Below are 17,637 nucleotides of genomic sequence, written 5' to 3'. Positions count from 1 at the left end.
GCCCGGAGCACACCCTGGGCTCGTACCAGCTGGCCCTCGACCTGGGCGCCGACATCGTCGAGGCGGGCGACCTGGTGCCGACGAAGGACGGGCACCTGGTCTGCCGGCACGAGCCGGAGATCGGCGGCACCACGGACGTCGCCGACCACCCCGAGTTCGCCGGCCGCAAGAAGACCAAGCTCCTCGACGGCGTCTCCACCACCGGCTGGTTCACCGAGGACTTCACGCTCGCCGAGCTGAAGACGCTGCGCGCGATCGAGCGCATCCCGGCCAACCGCCCGCACAACACCCTCTACAACGGGCGCTGGGAGATCCCCACCTTCGAAGAGGTCCTGAAGTGGCAGGACGAGCAGACCCGCAAGCGCGGCAAGCAGGTCTGGATCTACCCCGAGCTCAAGCACCCCACCTACTTCCGCAAGCAGGGCCTGCCGCTGGAGGAGCGGGTGGCCAAGGTGCTGCGCAAGTACCGCAAGGACCGGCGGACCTCCCCGGTCATCATCCAGTCCTTCGAGCCGACCAGCATCGAGCGCCTCAACAAGCTCGTCGACAACCCCCTGGTCGTCCTGCTGTCCTCGGCGGACACCCGCCCCTATGACTTCGTCGAGACCGGCGACCCGCGCACCGTCGCCGACCTGGTCAAGCCGGCCGGCCTCAGGGAGATCGCCTCCTACGCGCAGGGCATCGGCCCGACCCTCGACCTGGTCATCCCGCGCGACGCCAAGGGCAACCTCACACAGCCGACGACGCTCGTCCAGGACGCGCACAAGGTGGGACTGATCCTGCACCCGTGGACCCTGCGCAACGAGAACCCCTTCCTGCCCGCGAACTTCCGCAAGGGCACGGACGCGGACGCCTACGGCGATGTCTTCGGCGCGTACAAGGCGTACTTCGCGACCGGCATCGACGGCGTCTTCACCGACCAGCCCGACACGGGCCTGCTCGCCCGCGAGGCCTTCGTCAACGGCTGAGCTCACACCACCCGGTCGAGTGAGCTTCGGCCGCCCGGGCAACCCGCCGCCCGGGCGGCCGCGTCGCTCCGCATATGACACCCGACCTGGTCACCGCCCTGGGCCCGCTGCTCACCGCCGAGGCCTCTGCGGAGGCATATGCCGCGGGAGCCGAGCCCGGTGACCTGGAACAGGCGGTCTGGCTCCGCCTGCTGGAGCGCCTCGACGCCGACGACCCGCCGCTCGACCCCCAGGGATGGCTCCGCCGCGCCGTCCGCTCGGAGGCCCGCCGCACCCGCCGTACGAGCCGCCTCGAACGGCCGTACGCCGGCGAACCGGTCGACGACGGCGACCGCGACCCCGAGCAGCTCGCCCTCGCCGCGGCCCGCGGCCGTGCCCTGCGCGAGGCCGTACGCCGCCTCCCGGGCCGCTGCCCCCGGCTGATGGAGGCGCTGCTCTCCCCGCAGGACCTGACATACCGGGAAATCGCAGGGGAGTTGGGTATGTCACAGGGGAGTCTTGGCCCGGAACGTTCCAGATGCCTGGGATGTCTGCGCAGATTGCTTGCGCCGGAGGTTGCGGCCCACTGAGGACGGGGATAGGAGTGGGGGACGACAGGTGATCAGATGAGCGGGAGGCGTGCGCACATGGGCATGAGCGTGACCATCTCTGCGGCGACCGAGCAGGACGCGGAGCAGATCTTCAGGCTGCAGTACCTGTGCTTCCAGCGGGAGGCGGCGCTGTACGGGAACTACCGCATCGACCCGCTCGTCCAAACCCTCGACTCGGTCCGCGAGGAGGTCACCCGGGACTGCGTCTTCGTGGCCCGGCTCGGCGACGAGGTCGTCGGCTCGGTCCGCGGCTCGGTCACCGAGGACGGCGCCGCCGCGATCGGCAAGCTCTGCGTCCACCCGCGCCTCCAGGGCCACGGCATCGGAGCCCGCCTCCTCCGGGCGGCCGAATCGGCCCTCGCCGACCAGCACGGCGCCAAGCGCTTCCGCCTCCACACCGGCCACCGCAACGAGGGCAACCTCCGCCTCTACCGCAAGGTGGGCTACGAAACGGTCGGCACGTCCCAGGGCGCGGACGGCATCCCCATGATCGTCCTGGAGAAGCCGGCCGGTACGTACGCGGCGACGGCTTGATTCCGGCCTCTTAGGGGCGCGGGGCTGTGTCGATGTGCGGCTCCGCCGCGTGGGCGCGACAAGCCACGTCCGGCCCGCGGCCGCCTGTTCACCTCAGGCGGCACCCCCTACTGCGCCCGCGACCGCCGCAGCCAGTAAATGGCAGACAGCGGCAACAGCACTGGGATGAACAGATACCCCATCCCGAAGTCCGACCACACGGTCGCGTCAGGAAACGCCGACGGTTCGACCAAGGTCCACGTCCCCACCGTCAGCACACCCACCAACTCCGCGACACAACACACCAGCGCCGCCCGCCGCGCAGTCTCCCCACCCCGCACCAACGAGTACGTGATGAACCCGTACACCAGCCCCGCCACCGCCGACAGCGAATACGCGAGCGGTGCCCGGTCGAACTCCGTCGCGATCTGATACGCCGACCGCGACACCGCCCCGACGACCATCACGCCGTACAGCCACACCAGCAGCGTGCCCGGCCCGCTGATCAGCCGCTGCCGGCTCACCTCAGCCTCCCCAGATGTCATAGAGCCGCACCTCCAGCACCGCCAGCACCACACCGCCGGCGGCAACGGTCACCGAGCCCCACCGGGTGCGCTCGGCCAGTGACATGAACCCCGCCGCCGGGACGCACGCGAACGCCCCCAGCAGATACGCCACGAAGATCGTCGTGCCCTGCTCCGGCTTCTCGCCCTGCGCCAGCAGCACGAACCCCACCACCAGCTGGACCAGCGACAGCAGGGTGACCACGGCCATCCCGATGAAGTGCCAGTCCTTCGTCGGCTGGTCACGGTAGGCCGCGAGGCCGCACCAGGCGGCGAGCAGCAGCGCGGCGACGCCGGTCACCAGCGTCAGAGCAGCAAGCATGCTGCGACCTTATTACGGCCGAAAAGGCCCGATGCTTCCGGCCCTGGCCCGCACCGTAGGGTCGAGGGCATGAAGATCCACGCGCAAGCCCTGCTGTTCGACAACGACGGAACCCTGGTCTCCTCCCTCGACTCGGTGGACCGCTGCTGGACACGGTGGGCCGCGGAGTACGGGATCACGGCCGAGGAGTTCGCGCGGGTCGAACTGCACGGCCGACCGGCCGTCGAGATAGCCGCCGACCTGCTGCCCGCCGAGATCGTGCCGGGGGCCCTCGCGCGGATCGAGGACCTGGAGGTGGAGGACGTACCCCACGGCGGTGTGCGCCTCCTGCCCGGGACGCGCGCGTTCCTCGACTCCCTGCCCGCCGAGCGCTGGGCCGTCGTCACCTCCGCCACCCGGCGGCTGGCCGAGGCGCGGCTCGACGCCGTCGGCATCCTCCCCAAGACGCTCGTCGCCGCCGACGACATCACACGCGGCAAGCCCGACCCGGAGCCCTATCTGCTCGCCGCCCGCACCCTCGGCGTCGACCCGGCCACCTGCGTCGTCTTCGAGGACGCCCCTGCGGGCCTGACGGCCGGCCGCGCCGCCGGCATGACCACCGTGGCGTTGACCACAACCCACCAGGCCCACGAGCTCCAGGCCGACCTGCTCGTCGAGAACCTGTCGGCCCTGTCCGCACAGGTCACCGAGCAGGGGGTGGAAATCTCCCTCCGCGGCTGATGCTTCCCGGCCCCTGTTCACCGCTGTCCAGCATCCGGACAGCGGCGTGACTGTCATGACCGTACGCGTGTTTTACTGGCGGCATGACCACGACGAGCGACCGCATCCCCGCGACCGAGGCGACCATGACGCCCGGTGCTCGTTGTATGTGTCGAATGTGCGCCTTCTAGAGGGCCCCCGCACCACCCCCTGAGCTCGCGCCCCGAAGCGAGACAGTGGCAGCTCCGCACGCCCTGAGCGGTGCGAGACGCCAAGCCGCCCCGCGCGCATGTTCTCCCCGGTTCCCCGCCTCAGCGAGAACCGTGTCGCGTCCCTGAACGAATGCCTCTGTGCCCGGGCACACCCACGCCCGCGCACTCGACAGTGACGGAAACCCACGTGATCACCACAACGGACCTGACCAAGGTCTACCGTTCACGCGGCCGCGAGGTCACCGCCCTGGACGGCGTCGACCTGCACGTCCGCGAAGGCGAGGTGTACGGCGTCATCGGCCAGTCCGGCGCCGGCAAGTCCTCGCTCATCCGCTGCGTCAACCTGCTGGAGCGCCCCACCTCCGGCACCGTGACCGTCGCCGGACAGGACCTCACCGCCCTGGCCGGCCGCGGCCCGCGCGCCGGGAAGGAACTGCGGGAGGCACGCAGCCGGATCGGCATGGTCTTCCAGCACTTCAACCTGCTGTCCTCCCGGACCGTCCAGGACAACGTCGAGCTGCCGCTGGAGATCCTCGGCAAGTCCGGCAAGGAACGCTCCCGCAAGGCGCTGGAACTGCTCGACCTGGTCGGCCTCGCCGACAAGGCGGGCGCCTACCCCGCGCAGCTCTCCGGCGGCCAGAAGCAGCGCGTCGGCATCGCCCGCGCCCTCGCCGGCGACCCCAAGGTGCTGCTGTCCGACGAGGCCACCAGCGCACTCGACCCGGAGACCACCCGGTCCATCCTGGCGCTGCTGCGCGACCTGAACCGGCAGCTCGGCCTGACCGTCCTGCTCATCACGCACGAGATGGACGTCGTGAAGTCGGTCTGCGACTCCGCAGCGCTGATGGAGAACGGCCGCGTCGTCGAGTCGGGCACGGTCAGCGAGCTGCTGGCGACCCCGGGCTCCGAGCTGGCCGCCGCGCTGTTCCCGCTCGGCGGCGAGGCCTCCGGCGAGGACCGCACCGTCGTCGACGTCACCTTCCAGGGCGAGAGCGCGACCCAGCCCGTCATCTCGCAGCTCGCCCGCACCTACAACATCGACATCTCGATCCTCGGCGCCGCCATCGACACCGTCGGCGGCCTCCAGGTCGGCCGGATGCGCATCGAACTGCCCGGCCGCTACGAGGACAACGTCGTACCGATCGGGTTCCTGCGCGAGCAGGGCCTGCAGATCGACGTCCTGGGCCACGAGTCCGAACTGGTGAAGGAGGGCGTCAAGTGACCTGGTCCGAGATGCAGCCCCTGCTGGAACAGGCGTGTTGGGACACGCTCTACATGGTCGGCTGGTCCACGGTCATCGCCGTGGTCGGCGGACTGCCGCTCGGGATCCTGCTCGTCCTGACCGACCGCGGCGGCCTGCTCCAGAACCTCGCCGCCAACAAGGTCATCGGGCAGATCGTGAACATCGCCCGCTCCCTGCCGTTCATCATCCTGATCGTCGCGCTGATGGGCTTCACCCGCTCCATCACCGGGACGACCATCGGCGTCGAGGCGGCCATCGTGCCGCTCGCCGTCGGCGCCATCCCGTTCTTCGCGCGCCTGGTCGAGACGGCCGTCCGCGAAGTGGACCACGGGCTCGTCGAGGCCGTGCAGTCCATGGGCGGCAACACCTGGACCATCGTCCGCAAGGTCCTCGTACCGGAGTCCCTGCCGTCGCTGATCTCCAGCACCACCACCACGATCGTCGCCCTCATCGGCTACTCGGCCATGGCGGGCACGGTCGGCGCCGGCGGCCTCGGCGACATCGCCATCCGCTACGGCTACCAGCGCTTCGAGACCCAGCTGATGTGGATCACCGTCGCGATCCTCGCCGTCGTCATCTCGGTCATCCAGTTCGCCGGCGACTACGCGGCCCGCTCCCTGCACCGCCGCGGCGCCCACTCCGGCCCCGCGCCGAAGCTGCGGCTGCTCAAGGCCGCCTCCTAAGACTCCCCGTCCACCCACGACGGGGCCGCACCACCCTCAAGGCCATAAGGAAAGGCACTTTTCGTGCGTAACACCGCCAAGATCACCACCGCTGTCCTCGCCGCCGGAGCCCTCACCCTCGGGCTCAGCGCCTGCGGCGCGGGCGACTCCGGCTCCGACGGACCCCTGATCGTCGCCGCCAGCCCCACCCCGCACGCCGAGATCCTCACCTACGTCAAGGACAACCTGGCGAAGAAGGAGGGCCTCGACCTGCAGGTCAAGGAGTTCACCGACTACGTCACGCCGAACACGGCGACGCAGGACGGCTCCGTGGGCGCCAACTACTTCCAGAACCAGCCGTACCTCGACGACTTCAACAAGAAGAACGGCACCGACATCGTGCCCGTCGTGACGGTCCACCTGGAGCCGCTCGGCCTCTACTCCCACAAGGTCAAGAAGGCCGACGCCCTGAAGAGCGGTGCGACGGTCGCCATCCCCAACGACACCGTCAACGAGGCCCGCGCCCTCAAGCTCCTCGCCGCGCACGGGATCATCACCCTCAAGGCGGGCGTCGGCAACGAGGCGACCCCTTCGGACATCACCAAGAACCCGAAGAACCTCAAGTTCAAGGAGCTGGAGGCGGCCCAGACCCCGCGCTCCCTCGACGACGTGGACGCCGCGGTCGTCAACGGCAACTACGCCCTCGAGTCCGACCTCAAGCCGGCGAAGGACGCCCTCGTCCTGGAGTCCCCGAAGGACAATCCGTACGGCAACTTCCTCGCCGTGAAGAAGGGCGAGGAGAAGGACCCGCGGGTGAAGAAGCTCGCGAAGCTCCTCACCTCGCCCGAGGTGAAGAAGTTCATTCAGGACAAGTACGACGGCGCCGTGCTCGCCTCCTTCTGAGCCCTCGCCCGGCACCCGCGCCGCAGGGGTCCTTCCTCACCTGGTGGGGGAGGACCCCGTGGTGCGGATCAGTGCTTTCATGCTGCATGCTGGGCAGTTGAGCAGGCCCTGAAGGTTCACCGAAGGTTACGGAGCGGCGCATGACGAGCACCTTTCCCAACGTCTCCATCAGCACGGAGCGGTTGGTGCTGCGTCCCCTTGACGAAGACGACATCGCCGCCCTGGCCGCGATGATGAACGACGAGCAGGTGGCCGCCTGGACCTCCGTCCCCCAGCCCTTCACGGAGGACGGTGCCCGCACCTGGATCACCGAGTACGCCCCCGCCGAGCGCACCGAGGGACGCGGTCTCGACTTCGCGGTCACCGAGTTCCTCACCCAGCGCCTGGTCGGCGTCATCCAGCTCGGCAAGACCAACTGGCGCGTACGCTCCACGGAACTGTCGTACATCATCGCCCCCTGGGCCCGGGGCGAGGGCTACGCCTCCGAGGCCGCCCTGGTCACCGCCCGGTGGCTCTTCTCGGACCAGAAGTTCGAACGCATCGAACTGCGCACCGCGGCCGACAACACCGCCTCCCAGCAGGTCGCCCAGAAGATCGGCTGTATCAGCGAGGGCGTGCTGCGCAACGCCTGTATAGCCCGCAGCCGTGCCGAGGACGGCACATGGACGGACGTACGCACCGACTTCATCGTCTGGAGCCTGCTCCCCGAGGACCTGGAGGGCGTCGGCGGCCGGCTGCCCGGTGGCTTCACCTCCTTCGGCGACTGGAACTGACCGGAACGGCCACCGTGCGCGACCGCACCGCCGCCCCCTCCGCCGGCTCCACCGGGTACTCTCACCAAGCCCACCCACGGGCCGCTCGCGACACGACACGCAGACGACCTGCGAGATCCTCTGGAGACTGACGACGATGGCCGACCGGGTCACGGTGATCGGCTGGGACGGTTCGCCGCTGACCGACGCGGCACGCGCCGCCCTGGGTGCCGCCACGCTCGTGGCGGGTGCCGCCCACCATCTGGCGCTCCCCGAGGTACCCGCCGGCGCCGAGCGCATCCGCCTCGGCAGTGTCGCCCTCGCCGCCCGCCGCATCGCCGGCCACCGCGGCACGGCCGTCGTGCTGGCCGACGGCGACCCCGGCTACTTCGGCGTCGTACGGACCCTGCGCGCTCCCGAGTTCGGCCTCGAGGTCGAGGTCGTCCCCGCCGTCTCCTCCGTCGCCGCCGCCTTCGCCCGCGCCGGAATGCCCTGGGACGACGCACAAGTGGTCGTCGCACACCGCCGCACCCTGCGCCGCGCGGTGAACGTATGCCGCGCCCACACCAAGGTGGCCGTTCTCACCTCACCCGGCGCCGGCCCGGCCGAACTCGGCCTGCTGCTCGAAGGAGTCCACCGCTCCTTCGTCATCTGCGAGGAACTCGGCACCGAACGCGAGCGCGTCACGATCGTCACCTCCGACAAGGCCGCCGACCACGCCTGGCGCGACCCCAACGTCGTCATCGTCCTCGGCGGCCCGGCCGGACCCGGCACCGCGGGGGAGGCAGGCGGCTGGATCGCCGGCCGCGACCCCTCCGCCGGGCCCCGCGGCTGGTCCCTGCCCTCCGAGACCTACGGCACCCCCCTCGGCGAGGGCGAGTCCCAGCCGCTGCGCGCCTCCCAACTCGCCCGCCTCGGGCCGCGCGTCGGCGACCTCGTGTGGGACATCGGCTGCGGCAGCGGTGCCTTCGCCGTCGAGGCCGCGCGCGCCGGCGCCGCCGTCATCGCCGTCGACCGCGACCGGGCCGCCTGCGCCCGCACCGACGCCACCGCACGCCGCCTCGGCGTCCAGCTCCAGATCGTGCACGGCACCGCCCCGCACATCCTGGAGAACCTCCCCGAACCGGACGTCGTCCGCGTCGGCGGCGGGGGAGCGGCCGTCGTCTCGGCGGTCGCCGACCGCCGCCCACAGCGCATCGTCACGCACGCCGGCACCCGCGACTCCGCCGAACTCATCGGCCGTGACCTGACCGAGCACGGCTACAGCGTCGAGTGCGCCCTGCTGCAGTCCGTCGAACTCGACACCCGGGCCTGGACGGAGAAAGAGCGGAGCGTCGCGTTCCTGCTCAGCGGCGTGCTGCCGCGGCGCAGCGCCTGATCCCGCCGCCGTCCCCGTGATCGGGTTGTCGTACTGCGCGCGGTAGGCTGGCCGATCGTTGCACCGCACGCGGACGCCCGGCACTTCGTCGGTCAATGTCCGGAAAACCTGCCCGTTTTGGGGTGTGTGTGGTACGGCAGAACCTGAGGACGCGCAACGTGGCGCAGTCCACAGCGGAACCGTCGCGGATCAAGCTGCCGCGAGGGTGGTACGGCCGCGACAATGCCATTGAATGGCTTTGTCGCCTTTTTGGGGCGGGCCGCTCGTGCCGCTGGGGACGCACGCTCGTTCTTCACTGCGGGGCGGTCGGTGCGCCGTTCCGGGCGAGCTGGTCGTAGGAGCACTAACCGATTGGGCGAGGGGTACGCATGACCGACACCGGCCAGGTCCCGGGCGAGGGACTGCCGGAGAACGCAGGCATGGTGGAGCAGCCGGGCGCCCCCGCGCACGGTTCGTACACCTACCTCTCCGAGCCCGAGACCACCGCCGAGGACGACGACCTGCTGCTGTTGCCCGGCGCCCAGGGCGCCTGGGGCAACGAGGTCGCCCCGCCCGCGCCGGAGCCGGTCGCCGAGACCGTGCACGAGCCGGGTCCGCACGAGATCTCCGGCCGCGACAGCGGCTCGGTCGACCTCGGCGGCGTCCGGCTGCCCGACCCTCCGCCGATCCCGCCCGTCACCCCGCGCCGCCCGCTGCACCTAGGCCCGCCGCTGCCCGACAGCTCCGCCAGCCCGGTCCGTTCGCTCGCCGACCGCGGCCCGGCGGACGCGCCGCTGCGACAGCCCGCGCCGCAGCCGGCAGGACCCGAGTACCTCGACGCCCCGCGCGCCCCGGAGACGCCCTCGCACCCGGCGGCGCCCTGGGACGCGCAGGTCACCCACCAGGCCCCGGTGGGCGCCGGGGCGGCCCCTGCGGAAACGGTTGTTCCGGAAACACAGCCGGTGCCCGCGGCCGTCGCGACCAGTGTGGCGACGGAGGCGACGGCGGAGCAGGGCGGCCACGCCGAGCAGCCCGCGCAGGCCGCCCCGGTGCAGGACGTCCCTGTGCAGGTGGCTGAGGCCGAGGCGGGGGCCGTTTCCGCGCCTGGAGGGATTCCGGGGGAGGTGCCGGTCGTGGACGGCTCTGCTCAGGACGGTTCTGCTGAGGACGGTGAGCCGGGGCCTGCCGCCGATTCTCCCGAGGTACCCGGGCCGGGTGGCGTCGGCGACTTCGCTGATGGCGGCCATCAGGTTCCGGCGGCTGCCGCGGAGCAGGACGTGATCTCCGCTCCTGTCGCCGAGGCCGAACCGGCCCCTGAAGCGGTCCCGTTCCCGGAAGCCGCCCCTGCGCCCGAGGCCGGTGCCGTCGAGGCGGCCGGTGTTCCCGAGACACCCGCGGAGGCGCCCGAGGCAGTCGCTCCCGAGGCCGTCGCACAGGCGCCCGCAGAGGTTGCCGGCCCCGAGGCCCCCGCGCCCGGCCCGGTGGACGAGGCCGCTCCCGAGGCCGTAGCGCAGCAGCCGGACGCCCTCGGCGTCGAGGCCCCCGCGCCGGTTGCCGAGCCGATCGCCCCGCAGGCCGCGCCCGCTCCTCAGCCCACTGACACCGAGGCAGCCGCCCCCGCGCCCGCCGCTCCCACCCCGGAAGCGCCGGCGCCGGTGGCCCCTGCCCCGGTCACCGACGCACCGGAGACAGCAGCCGCTCCGTCTCAGCCCGTTGAGGCACCGCTCCCTGCCCAAGTCGCCGAGACACCCGCGCCCGAAGCGCCCGCCGAGGCCCCCGCACCGCCCCAGGCGCCCGAGGCAGCCGAGCCGGCCCTCACGGTCGAGGAAGTCGCTCCCGAACCCGCCCCCGTGGCCGAGGAAGTCGCTCCCGGACCCACCCCCGAGCCGGTGACCCCCACGCCCGAGAGCACGGACGTCCCCCCGGCATCCGCCGAGGACGTCACCGTCGTACTCCCGGAGCCGATCGCGGACGAGAAGCCGGACGAGAAGCTGGACGACCAGGCAGACCAGAAGACGGACGAGCCGAGCATGCAGCCCGTCCAGGGCCCGCAGCAGTCCCAGCCGCCCGCCGCCCCCGAGCCGGCACAGCCCGAGCCCGTACAGCCCGAGCCCGTACAGCCCGAGGTGCCGGAGCCGCCGGCCCCCGTCGCCACCGTCCCCGCACCGCGCGACGGCGACGCCGAACTCGCGCAGAACGCCGACGACCTGGACACCCGGGCCGCCGACCAGGAAGACTTGGCCGACCAGGCACGTCACGACGAAGAGAGCGCGGCGCCAGTGGCAGAGGCACGACAGTCCACCGGCCCCGCCGCCCCCGCCTACGACGCCGCCGAGCGCGAGGCCGTCCTGAAGGTCATGCGCGAACGCCGCGACATCCGCAACGGCTTCCGCAGCGACCCGATCCCGCACGAGGTGCTGCTCCGTGTCCTGGAGGCCGCCCACCACGCGCCCTCCGTGGGCCACTCACAGCCGTGGGACTTCGTCGTCATCCGCTCCGCCGACACCCGGCGCGCGATGCACGAACTGGCGATGCGTCAGCGCGACGCGTACGCCAAGTCCCTCCCCAAGGGCCGGGCGAAGCAGTTCAAGGAACTGAAGATCGAGGCCATCCTCGACACCCCGGTGAACATCGTCGTCACCGCGGACCCGACCCGCGGCGGACGCCACACCCTCGGCCGTCACACCCAGCCCCAGATGGCGCCGTACTCGGCGGCCCTGGCCGTGGAGAACCTCTGGCTCGCCGCCCGCGCCGAAGGCCTCGGCGTCGGCTGGGTCAGCTTCTTCGACGAGCGCGAGATGGTCCGCGCCCTCGGCCTGCCCGAGCACCTCGAAGTCATCGCCTACCTGTGCGTCGGTTACGTCGACGAGTTCCCCGACGAGCCCGAGTTGCTGCAGGCGGGCTGGTCCAAGCGCCGCCCGCTGTCCTGGGTCGTGCACGAGGAGACGTACGGCCGCCGCGCACTGCCCGGAGAGGAACCGCACGACCTGCTCGCCGAGACCGTCGCGCAGATCCGCCCGCTGGACGCCAAGGCGCTCGGCGAGGCGTGGGAGCGCCAGAAGCGTATGACCAAGCCGGCCGGTGCGCTGGGCATGCTGGAGATCATCTCCGCACAGCTGTCCGGCCTGTCCCGCCAGTGCCCGCCGCCCATCCCGGAGCCCGCGGCCGTCGCGATCTTCGCCGGCGACCACGGCGTGCACGCCCAGGGGGTGACCCCCTGGCCGCAGGAGGTCACGGCCCAGATGGTGGCCAACTTCCTGGGCGGCGGCGCCGTCTGCAACGCCTTCGCCACCCAGGTGGGCGCCGAGGTCTGCATCGTCGACGTGGGCGTCGCCGCCGACCTCCCGGCCACCCCGGGACTGCTGCCCCGCAAGGTCCGGGCCGGTACGTCCGATCTGACGACCGGGCCCGCGATGACCCGCGAGGAGGCCAAGCAGGCCATCGAGGTCGGCATCGAGACCGCCCGCGACCTGGTCGCCGCCGGCAACAAGGCCCTGCTCACCGGCGAGATGGGCATCGCCAACACGACCGCGTCCGCCGCCTTGATCTCCGTCTTCACGGGTGCGGACCCGGCCGAGGTCACGGGCCGGGGCACCGGCATCAACGACGAGACCCTCGCCCGCAAGACGGAGGTCGTCCGCCGCGCGCTGGAACTCCACCAGCCGGACCCGGCCGACCCGATCGGCGTGCTCGCCGCGATCGGCGGCTTCGAACACGCCGCCATCGTCGGCCTCCTCCTCGGCGGCGCCTCCCTGCGTACGCCGGTGATCCTGGACGGCGTCAGCGCCGGCGCCGCCGCCCTGGTGGCCCGCGCCATCGCCCCCGAGGTCCTGGCCGCCTGCATCGCCGGTCACCGCAGCGCCGAGCCGGGCCATGTCGCCGCGCTCAACAAACTGGGCCTGCGCCCCCTGGTCGACCTCGATCTCCGCCTGGGCGAGGGCACGGGCGCCCTGCTGGCCCTGCCGCTGGTCCAGAGCACGGCCCGGGCGATGCACGAGGTGGCGACGTTCGACTCGGCGGGCGTCACTGAGAAGTAGGTGCCGAGGGCCGGCTCCGGTGCCCAGCCACTGGACCACCGGAGCCGTCCTGGCCCCCGCCCATTAAAATCCGCACGTCAGGGCTACCGCACCGCCGTCAACAGGAGCCGCACCCCCATGGCCGAACACCCCGCCTACCCCGTAGGCCTCCGCCTCACCGGCCGCCGCGTGGTCGTTCTCGGCGGCGGCCAGGTCGCCCAGCGCCGCCTCCCGGCGCTGATCGCGGCAGGTGCGGACATCATCCTCGTGTCACCCAGCGCCACCCCCTCCGTCGAAGCCATGGCGGACGCCGGCGAGATCACCTGGCAGCGGCGCCGCTATGAGGAAGGCGACCTCGAGAACGCCTGGTACGCCCTCATCGCCACCGGTGACACGGAGGCGAACACCCGGGCCTCCGCCGAGGCGGAGCACCGCCGGGTCTGGTGCGTCCGCTCCGACGACGCCGACGAGGCGACGGCCTGGACCCCGGCCACCGGCCACAGCGAGGGCGTCACGGTCGCCGTCCTCACCACGGACGCCAAGGGGCGCGACCCACGCCACACCGCCGCCATCCGCGACGCGGTCGTGGAGGGACTGCGCGACGGCACGCTCGTCGCCCCGCACCACCGCACCCGTACCCCCGGAGTAGCCCTGGTCGGCGGCGGCCCCGGCGACCCGGACCTGATCACGGTCCGCGGCCGCCGCCTGCTCGCCGAGGCGGACGTCGTCATCGCGGACCGCCTCGGCCCGCGCGACCTCCTCGCCGAACTCCCGCCCCACGTCGAGGTGATCGACGCGGCGAAGATCCCCTACGGCCGCTTCATGGCTCAGGAGGCCATCAACAGCGCGCTGATCGAGCACGCGAAGCAGGGCAAGTCGGTCGTCCGCCTGAAGGGCGGCGACCCCTACGTCTTCGGCCGCGGCATGGAGGAGCTCCAGGCCCTCGCCGAGGTCGGCATCCCGTGCACGGTCGTCCCCGGGATCTCCAGCTCCATCTCGGTCCCGAGCGCGGCCGGCATCCCGGTCACCCACCGAGGCGTCGCCCATGAGTTCACCGTGGTCAGCGGCCATGTCGCGCCCGACGACGAGCGTTCCCTGGTCGACTGGCCGTCCCTGGCCAGGCTGACCGGCACGCTGGTGATCCTCATGGGCGTCGACAAGATCGGAAAGATCGCCGAGACACTCGTCGCGCACGGAAAGCCGGCCGACACCCCCGTCGCTCTCGTCCAGGAGGGCACGACGGCCGCCCAGCGCCGGGTCGACGCGACCCTCGCGACGGTCGCGGAGGCGGTCCGTACCGAGGACGTGAAGCCCCCGGCGGTCATCGTCATCGGCGAGGTCGTGAAGGTCGGCCCCACGGCTGCCGCGCCCCGCGAGTAACCCCGGGTAACACAAACCGTACCGAGCCGTTGGCACCGCACCCAGGACAAGGCAGTATCACCCTGTGGCCGATCTCATCACCGTCGACGATCCCGACGACCCGCGCCTCTCCGACTACACCGGCCTGACCGACGTGGAACTGCGCCGCAAGCGCGAACCCGCCGAGGGCCTGTTCATCGCCGAGGGCGAGAAGGTCATCAGAAGGGCCAAGGAAGCGGGCTACGAGATGCGGTCCATGCTGCTCTCGGCCAAGTGGGTCGACGTCATGCGCGATGTCATCGACGAGCTCCCGGCCCCGGTCTACGCGGTCAGCCCGGAGCTGGCCGAGCAGGTTACCGGCTACCACGTGCACCGGGGCGCGCTCGCCTCCATGCAGCGCAAACCCCTGCCCACGGCGGCCGACCTCCTGAGGACCACACGCCGCGTCGTGATCATGGAGTCGGTCAACGACCACACCAACATCGGCGCGATCTTCCGCTCGGCGGCGGCCCTCGGCATGGACGCGGTCCTGCTCTCCCCGGACTGCGCCGACCCCCTCTACCGCCGCAGCGTGAAGGTCTCCATGGGCGCGGTCTTCTCCGTCCCGTACGCCCGTCTGGACACCTGGCCCAAGGGCCTGGAGTCGGTCCGCGAGGCCGGCTTCACGCTGCTCGCCCTCACCCCCGACGAGAAGGCCCGGCCCCTCGACGAGGCCGCCCCGCACACCATGGACCGCGTGGCCCTGATGCTCGGCGCCGAGGGCGACGGCCTGTCCACCCAGGCCCTGGTCGCCGCCGACGAGTGGGTCCGCATCCCCATGTCCCACGGCGTCGACTCCCTCAACGTGGGCGCGGCGGCGGCCGTGGCCTTCTACGCCGTGGCCACCGGCCGTCCCCAGGTGTAGGAACAGCGGCGAGGCCGAGCCGGGCGAGGCCGCCGAGGCCCGTCAGCTCCGAGTCGTACCGTCCGGCCGCACGGGTGCGTCGTCCAGCGGCTGCGACTGGTGGACCTGCTGCTCCCGTACGCCGCCTCCGTCGCCGCCGAGTCCTCGCGCCGGGCCCTGACAGCCCTGCACCAGGGCGATGCCGATCGCCACCAGCAGTGTGACCACGACGAATACGAACAGCCGCTGCCGCAGCAACCGTGGATTGGCGGGCCGCAGCCCGGTCCCCGTCCTGGACGGACGCCCGGTGCCGCTGTGCGGGGCGGGGCGGCTGCCGCTGCCCGACCGGGTCCCGTTGCGCCCGGTGGGCGTCGGCCGCCCCCCGGACCGCGCCGACGCGCCACGGTCGCGCGCCGGAGTCCTGCCACGGTTCGCGCCACCCGCCTGCCGGCCGCCGTTCCCGCTGCCCGGCTGTCGGCTTCCGCCCCGGACACCGGCTCCGCCCTGGGAAGCCGTACCGTCCGCGGACGAAGCCCCGTCCCGGGACTGGGCGGAACCCCGCGGTGGGGGAGTGCCCCGGCCCCGCTGTGCACCGGCCCCCGCCGAACCCTGTTGTCCCTGCGGGCGCCGGACCCGCTCGGGGTAGGTGTCGACGGGCCGGTCGGTCTCCGCGCCGCGCGGCGCGGGCGGCCTTACCCCGGCGAGGTCCTGCGCCTCCCGGGCCGCGATCTCCTTGAGCCGCAGCGACAGTTGGAGTGTGCTGGGCCGCTCCTCGGGGTCCTTCGCCAGGCAGGCCCGGACGAGCGGAGCCAGCGCGTCGGGCACGCCGTGCAGCTGCGCCTCCTCGTGCACGACGCGGTACAGCATCACCTCGGAACTGCCGTGCCCGAACGGAGAGTCGCCCATCGAGGAGTACGCGAGCGTGGCACCCAGCGAGAACACGTCCGTGGCCGGAGTGACGGCCGCCCCGCGCACCTGCTCCGGTGCGAGGAAGCCCGGCGAGCCGACCGCGGTGCCGACGTGGGTGAGCGTCGAGGCGCCGGTGGCCCAGGCGATGCCGAAGTCGATGATCCGCGGCCCCTTCGGGGACAGCAGGATGTTGGACGGCTTCAGGTCCCGGTGCACGACCCCTGCCTCGTGCACGGCGACCAGGCCCTCGGAGAGGGCGGCCCCGACGGCGGCGACATCGGCGGCGCCGAGCGGTCCCTCGGCGGCGATCTTGTCGTGCAGGGAGGGTCCCGGTACGTACTGTGTGGCGAACCAGGGCCGGTCCGCCTCCAGGTCCGCGGCCACGAGCCGGGCCGTGCAGCCGCCGCGGATCCGCCGCGCAGCCGAGACCTCACGCGCGAAGCGCGAGCGGAACTCCTGATCCTCCGCCAGGTCAGGGCGGATGACCTTGAGCGCGACCCGTTGCCCCTTCTTGTCGGAGCCCAGGTAGACCACGCCCATCCCGCCCGCGCCGAGCCGTCTGTGAAGCCTGAACGAGCCGACGACGCGCGGGTCCTCGCGCCTCAGGCGCATCATCGCCATGTTCATCCCCGCTGCCCGGTCCTGTGACGAGCCACAGCTTACGTTTCCACGGCCGCCCACGCGCAGAGGCCGCGCCCTCTCGGGCCAATGGATTGTCAGTGGTGGGTGGGAGACTTGAAGTGTGGTCAGGGGGCGTGCGGACAGGCCGTGTTCACGCGGGGGTCGACCCCAACCGCCTGCCACGGAAGGGGGATTGGACCCGTGAAGGGTGACCGTGTGGAGATAGTCGTGGACGCCGGTGACACGACACGCACATACGAGGTGGTGGCGAGCAGGGCGGGCCGCAGGGTGGAGACGGCGGTACGTCGAGGTGTCGTGGAAGTGAGCGAAGTCACCCGAAGCGGGGCAGTGGTGCGTACGGCCCGCTTCATGGCGAACCGGGTGCTGGCACTGGTGGAACAGCCGATTCCGCGCGAGGAAAGCTCGGACAAAGCGGGGTGAGCCAGGCGTCCCGTCGGGGAAGACCCTGAGACCCGGCTCTCCGTCTCCACCCAGGGGAGTACATCGCAGGTGGCGGCTCATCCTCCGGGAGGCCCGGCAATCGGTACGAGGGCATGACGCCCGGGGAGGGCCGGACACCTAGATTTGAGGTCAAGCGGCGGGTGTAGCACTCGTCCCCCGAGGTCAGACGCCCGCCGCTGCCAACGACAACTGAGAACGGTCAGGAGAGGGACCATGGCCCATACGGCACCGCGGACGCTGGTCCGCACGCGGGAGCGCATCACGCTCCGGCCCCGCCGCACGGGCCGCCGCCACCCCCTGGTGGCGACGCTGATGGCCCTTCCCCTGGCGGTCCTGCTCCTCCTCGTCTTCGACGGGTGGGAGACAGTGGCCACACAGGCGTCGTCCGTGGGAGAGATGCTGGGGCGCTGAGCGGCGACCCCAGGCCCGGAAGAGCGGTCCGGGCGGGGACATCCACCCATGAAACCCCGTGGGGACGGGGGTGCGGCGGACGGCAAAAAATGCCGGCGCAGCTGGGGAGCTGCGCCGGCATTGCTTTTGTCAGCCGACCTAGCTGCGGGCATGCGTGCCTCCCCCAGTGCCTTAAGGGCCTGGGAGGTGCCC

Annotated in this window: 17 protein-coding genes; 14 read left to right on the top strand and 3 right to left on the bottom strand. The window is 72.0% G+C overall.

Features of this window, described 5'->3' with window-relative positions:
• The 3 genes from ACWIF2_RS36000 to ACWIF2_RS35990 all read left to right on the top strand — a co-directional run.
• Positions 1–968 (top strand): glycerophosphodiester phosphodiesterase (locus tag ACWIF2_RS36000; protein ID WP_454365273.1); only part of this gene is annotated, 968 nt, incomplete at its 5' end.
• A gap of 74 nt (positions 969–1,042) precedes the next feature.
• The gene (locus tag ACWIF2_RS35995) at positions 1,043–1,537 is read left to right on the top strand and encodes an RNA polymerase sigma factor (RefSeq protein WP_454365272.1); all 495 of its coding nucleotides are present in this window, start codon (positions 1,043–1,045) and stop codon (positions 1,535–1,537) included.
• A gap of 57 nt (positions 1,538–1,594) precedes the next feature.
• Positions 1,595–2,092 carry a GNAT family N-acetyltransferase gene (locus ACWIF2_RS35990; RefSeq protein ID WP_382837865.1) on the top strand — a complete coding sequence of 166 codons (498 nt, stop codon included), beginning with the start codon at positions 1,595–1,597 and terminating at the stop codon, positions 2,090–2,092.
• 107 nt (positions 2,093–2,199) lie between these two features.
• Here the strand turns inward: ACWIF2_RS35990 and ACWIF2_RS35985 are convergent, their stop codons facing one another.
• On the bottom strand, positions 2,200–2,616 hold the full coding sequence (locus ACWIF2_RS35985) for a hypothetical protein (protein WP_454365270.1): 417 nt from the start codon (positions 2,614–2,616) through the stop codon (positions 2,200–2,202).
• On the bottom strand, positions 2,597–2,956 hold the full coding sequence (locus ACWIF2_RS35980; protein WP_454365269.1) for a hypothetical protein: 360 nt from the start codon (positions 2,954–2,956) through the stop codon (positions 2,597–2,599). Before ACWIF2_RS35980 ends, ACWIF2_RS35985 begins: the two co-directional genes overlap by 20 nt.
• Positions 2,957–3,025: 69 nt before the next feature.
• Here ACWIF2_RS35980 and ACWIF2_RS35975 point away from each other — a divergent pair, with 69 nt between their 5' ends.
• From ACWIF2_RS35975 to ACWIF2_RS35935, 9 genes are all read left to right on the top strand, one after another.
• Complete coding sequence (locus ACWIF2_RS35975; RefSeq protein WP_454365267.1) at positions 3,026–3,676, top strand: HAD family hydrolase; 651 nt, start codon at positions 3,026–3,028, stop codon at positions 3,674–3,676.
• Positions 3,677–4,054: 378 nt separating this feature from the next.
• Positions 4,055–5,089: a methionine ABC transporter ATP-binding protein gene (locus tag ACWIF2_RS35970; protein ID WP_454365265.1), complete on the top strand. Its 1,035-nt coding sequence runs from the start codon at positions 4,055–4,057 to the stop codon at positions 5,087–5,089.
• Positions 5,086–5,793 carry a methionine ABC transporter permease gene (locus tag ACWIF2_RS35965; protein ID WP_454365263.1) on the top strand — a complete coding sequence of 236 codons (708 nt, stop codon included), beginning with the start codon at positions 5,086–5,088 and terminating at the stop codon, positions 5,791–5,793. Before ACWIF2_RS35970 ends, ACWIF2_RS35965 begins: the two co-directional genes overlap by 4 nt.
• A 63-nt stretch (positions 5,794–5,856) precedes the next feature.
• Positions 5,857–6,675, top strand: coding sequence for a MetQ/NlpA family ABC transporter substrate-binding protein (locus tag ACWIF2_RS35960; protein ID WP_382497701.1), 819 nt, complete (start codon positions 5,857–5,859; stop codon positions 6,673–6,675).
• A 140-nt stretch (positions 6,676–6,815) separates the two neighbouring features.
• Positions 6,816–7,448: a GNAT family N-acetyltransferase gene (locus ACWIF2_RS35955; RefSeq protein ID WP_454365261.1), complete on the top strand. Its 633-nt coding sequence runs from the start codon at positions 6,816–6,818 to the stop codon at positions 7,446–7,448.
• A gap of 136 nt (positions 7,449–7,584) precedes the next feature.
• Complete coding sequence (cbiE, locus tag ACWIF2_RS35950; RefSeq protein ID WP_454365259.1) at positions 7,585–8,805, top strand: precorrin-6y C5,15-methyltransferase (decarboxylating) subunit CbiE; 1,221 nt, start codon at positions 7,585–7,587, stop codon at positions 8,803–8,805.
• A 368-nt stretch (positions 8,806–9,173) separates the two neighbouring features.
• Positions 9,174–12,821: a nicotinate-nucleotide--dimethylbenzimidazole phosphoribosyltransferase gene (cobT, locus tag ACWIF2_RS35945; RefSeq protein WP_454365257.1), complete on the top strand. Its 3,648-nt coding sequence runs from the start codon at positions 9,174–9,176 to the stop codon at positions 12,819–12,821.
• A gap of 117 nt (positions 12,822–12,938) precedes the next feature.
• Entirely contained in the window at positions 12,939–14,180 is a 1,242-nt protein-coding gene (gene cobA / locus ACWIF2_RS35940; protein ID WP_454365255.1) for a uroporphyrinogen-III C-methyltransferase, read from the top strand.
• A gap of 64 nt (positions 14,181–14,244) precedes the next feature.
• Complete coding sequence (locus ACWIF2_RS35935) at positions 14,245–15,063, top strand: TrmH family RNA methyltransferase (RefSeq protein WP_382497691.1); 819 nt, start codon at positions 14,245–14,247, stop codon at positions 15,061–15,063.
• Positions 15,064–15,105: 42 nt separating this feature from the next.
• On the opposite strand, the gene ACWIF2_RS35930 is transcribed toward ACWIF2_RS35935, so the two are convergent.
• Positions 15,106–16,578, bottom strand: coding sequence for a protein kinase domain-containing protein (locus ACWIF2_RS35930; protein ID WP_454365253.1), 1,473 nt, complete (start codon positions 16,576–16,578; stop codon positions 15,106–15,108).
• A gap of 195 nt (positions 16,579–16,773) precedes the next feature.
• Here ACWIF2_RS35930 and ACWIF2_RS35925 point away from each other — a divergent pair, with 195 nt between their 5' ends.
• Positions 16,774–17,013, top strand: coding sequence for a hypothetical protein (locus ACWIF2_RS35925; protein WP_454365251.1), 240 nt, complete (start codon positions 16,774–16,776; stop codon positions 17,011–17,013).
• Positions 17,014–17,247: 234 nt separating this feature from the next.
• A complete protein-coding gene (locus ACWIF2_RS35920) occupies positions 17,248–17,445 on the top strand; it encodes a hypothetical protein (protein ID WP_382497687.1) in 198 nt (65 codons plus the stop codon).
• The last annotated feature ends 192 nt before the right edge of the window (positions 17,446–17,637 follow it).

The organism is Streptomyces sp. NPDC055506 (assembly GCF_053643595.1).
Note: the sequence above shows the minus strand (reverse complement) of the source record. Positions and strands in the feature narration are given on the sequence as shown.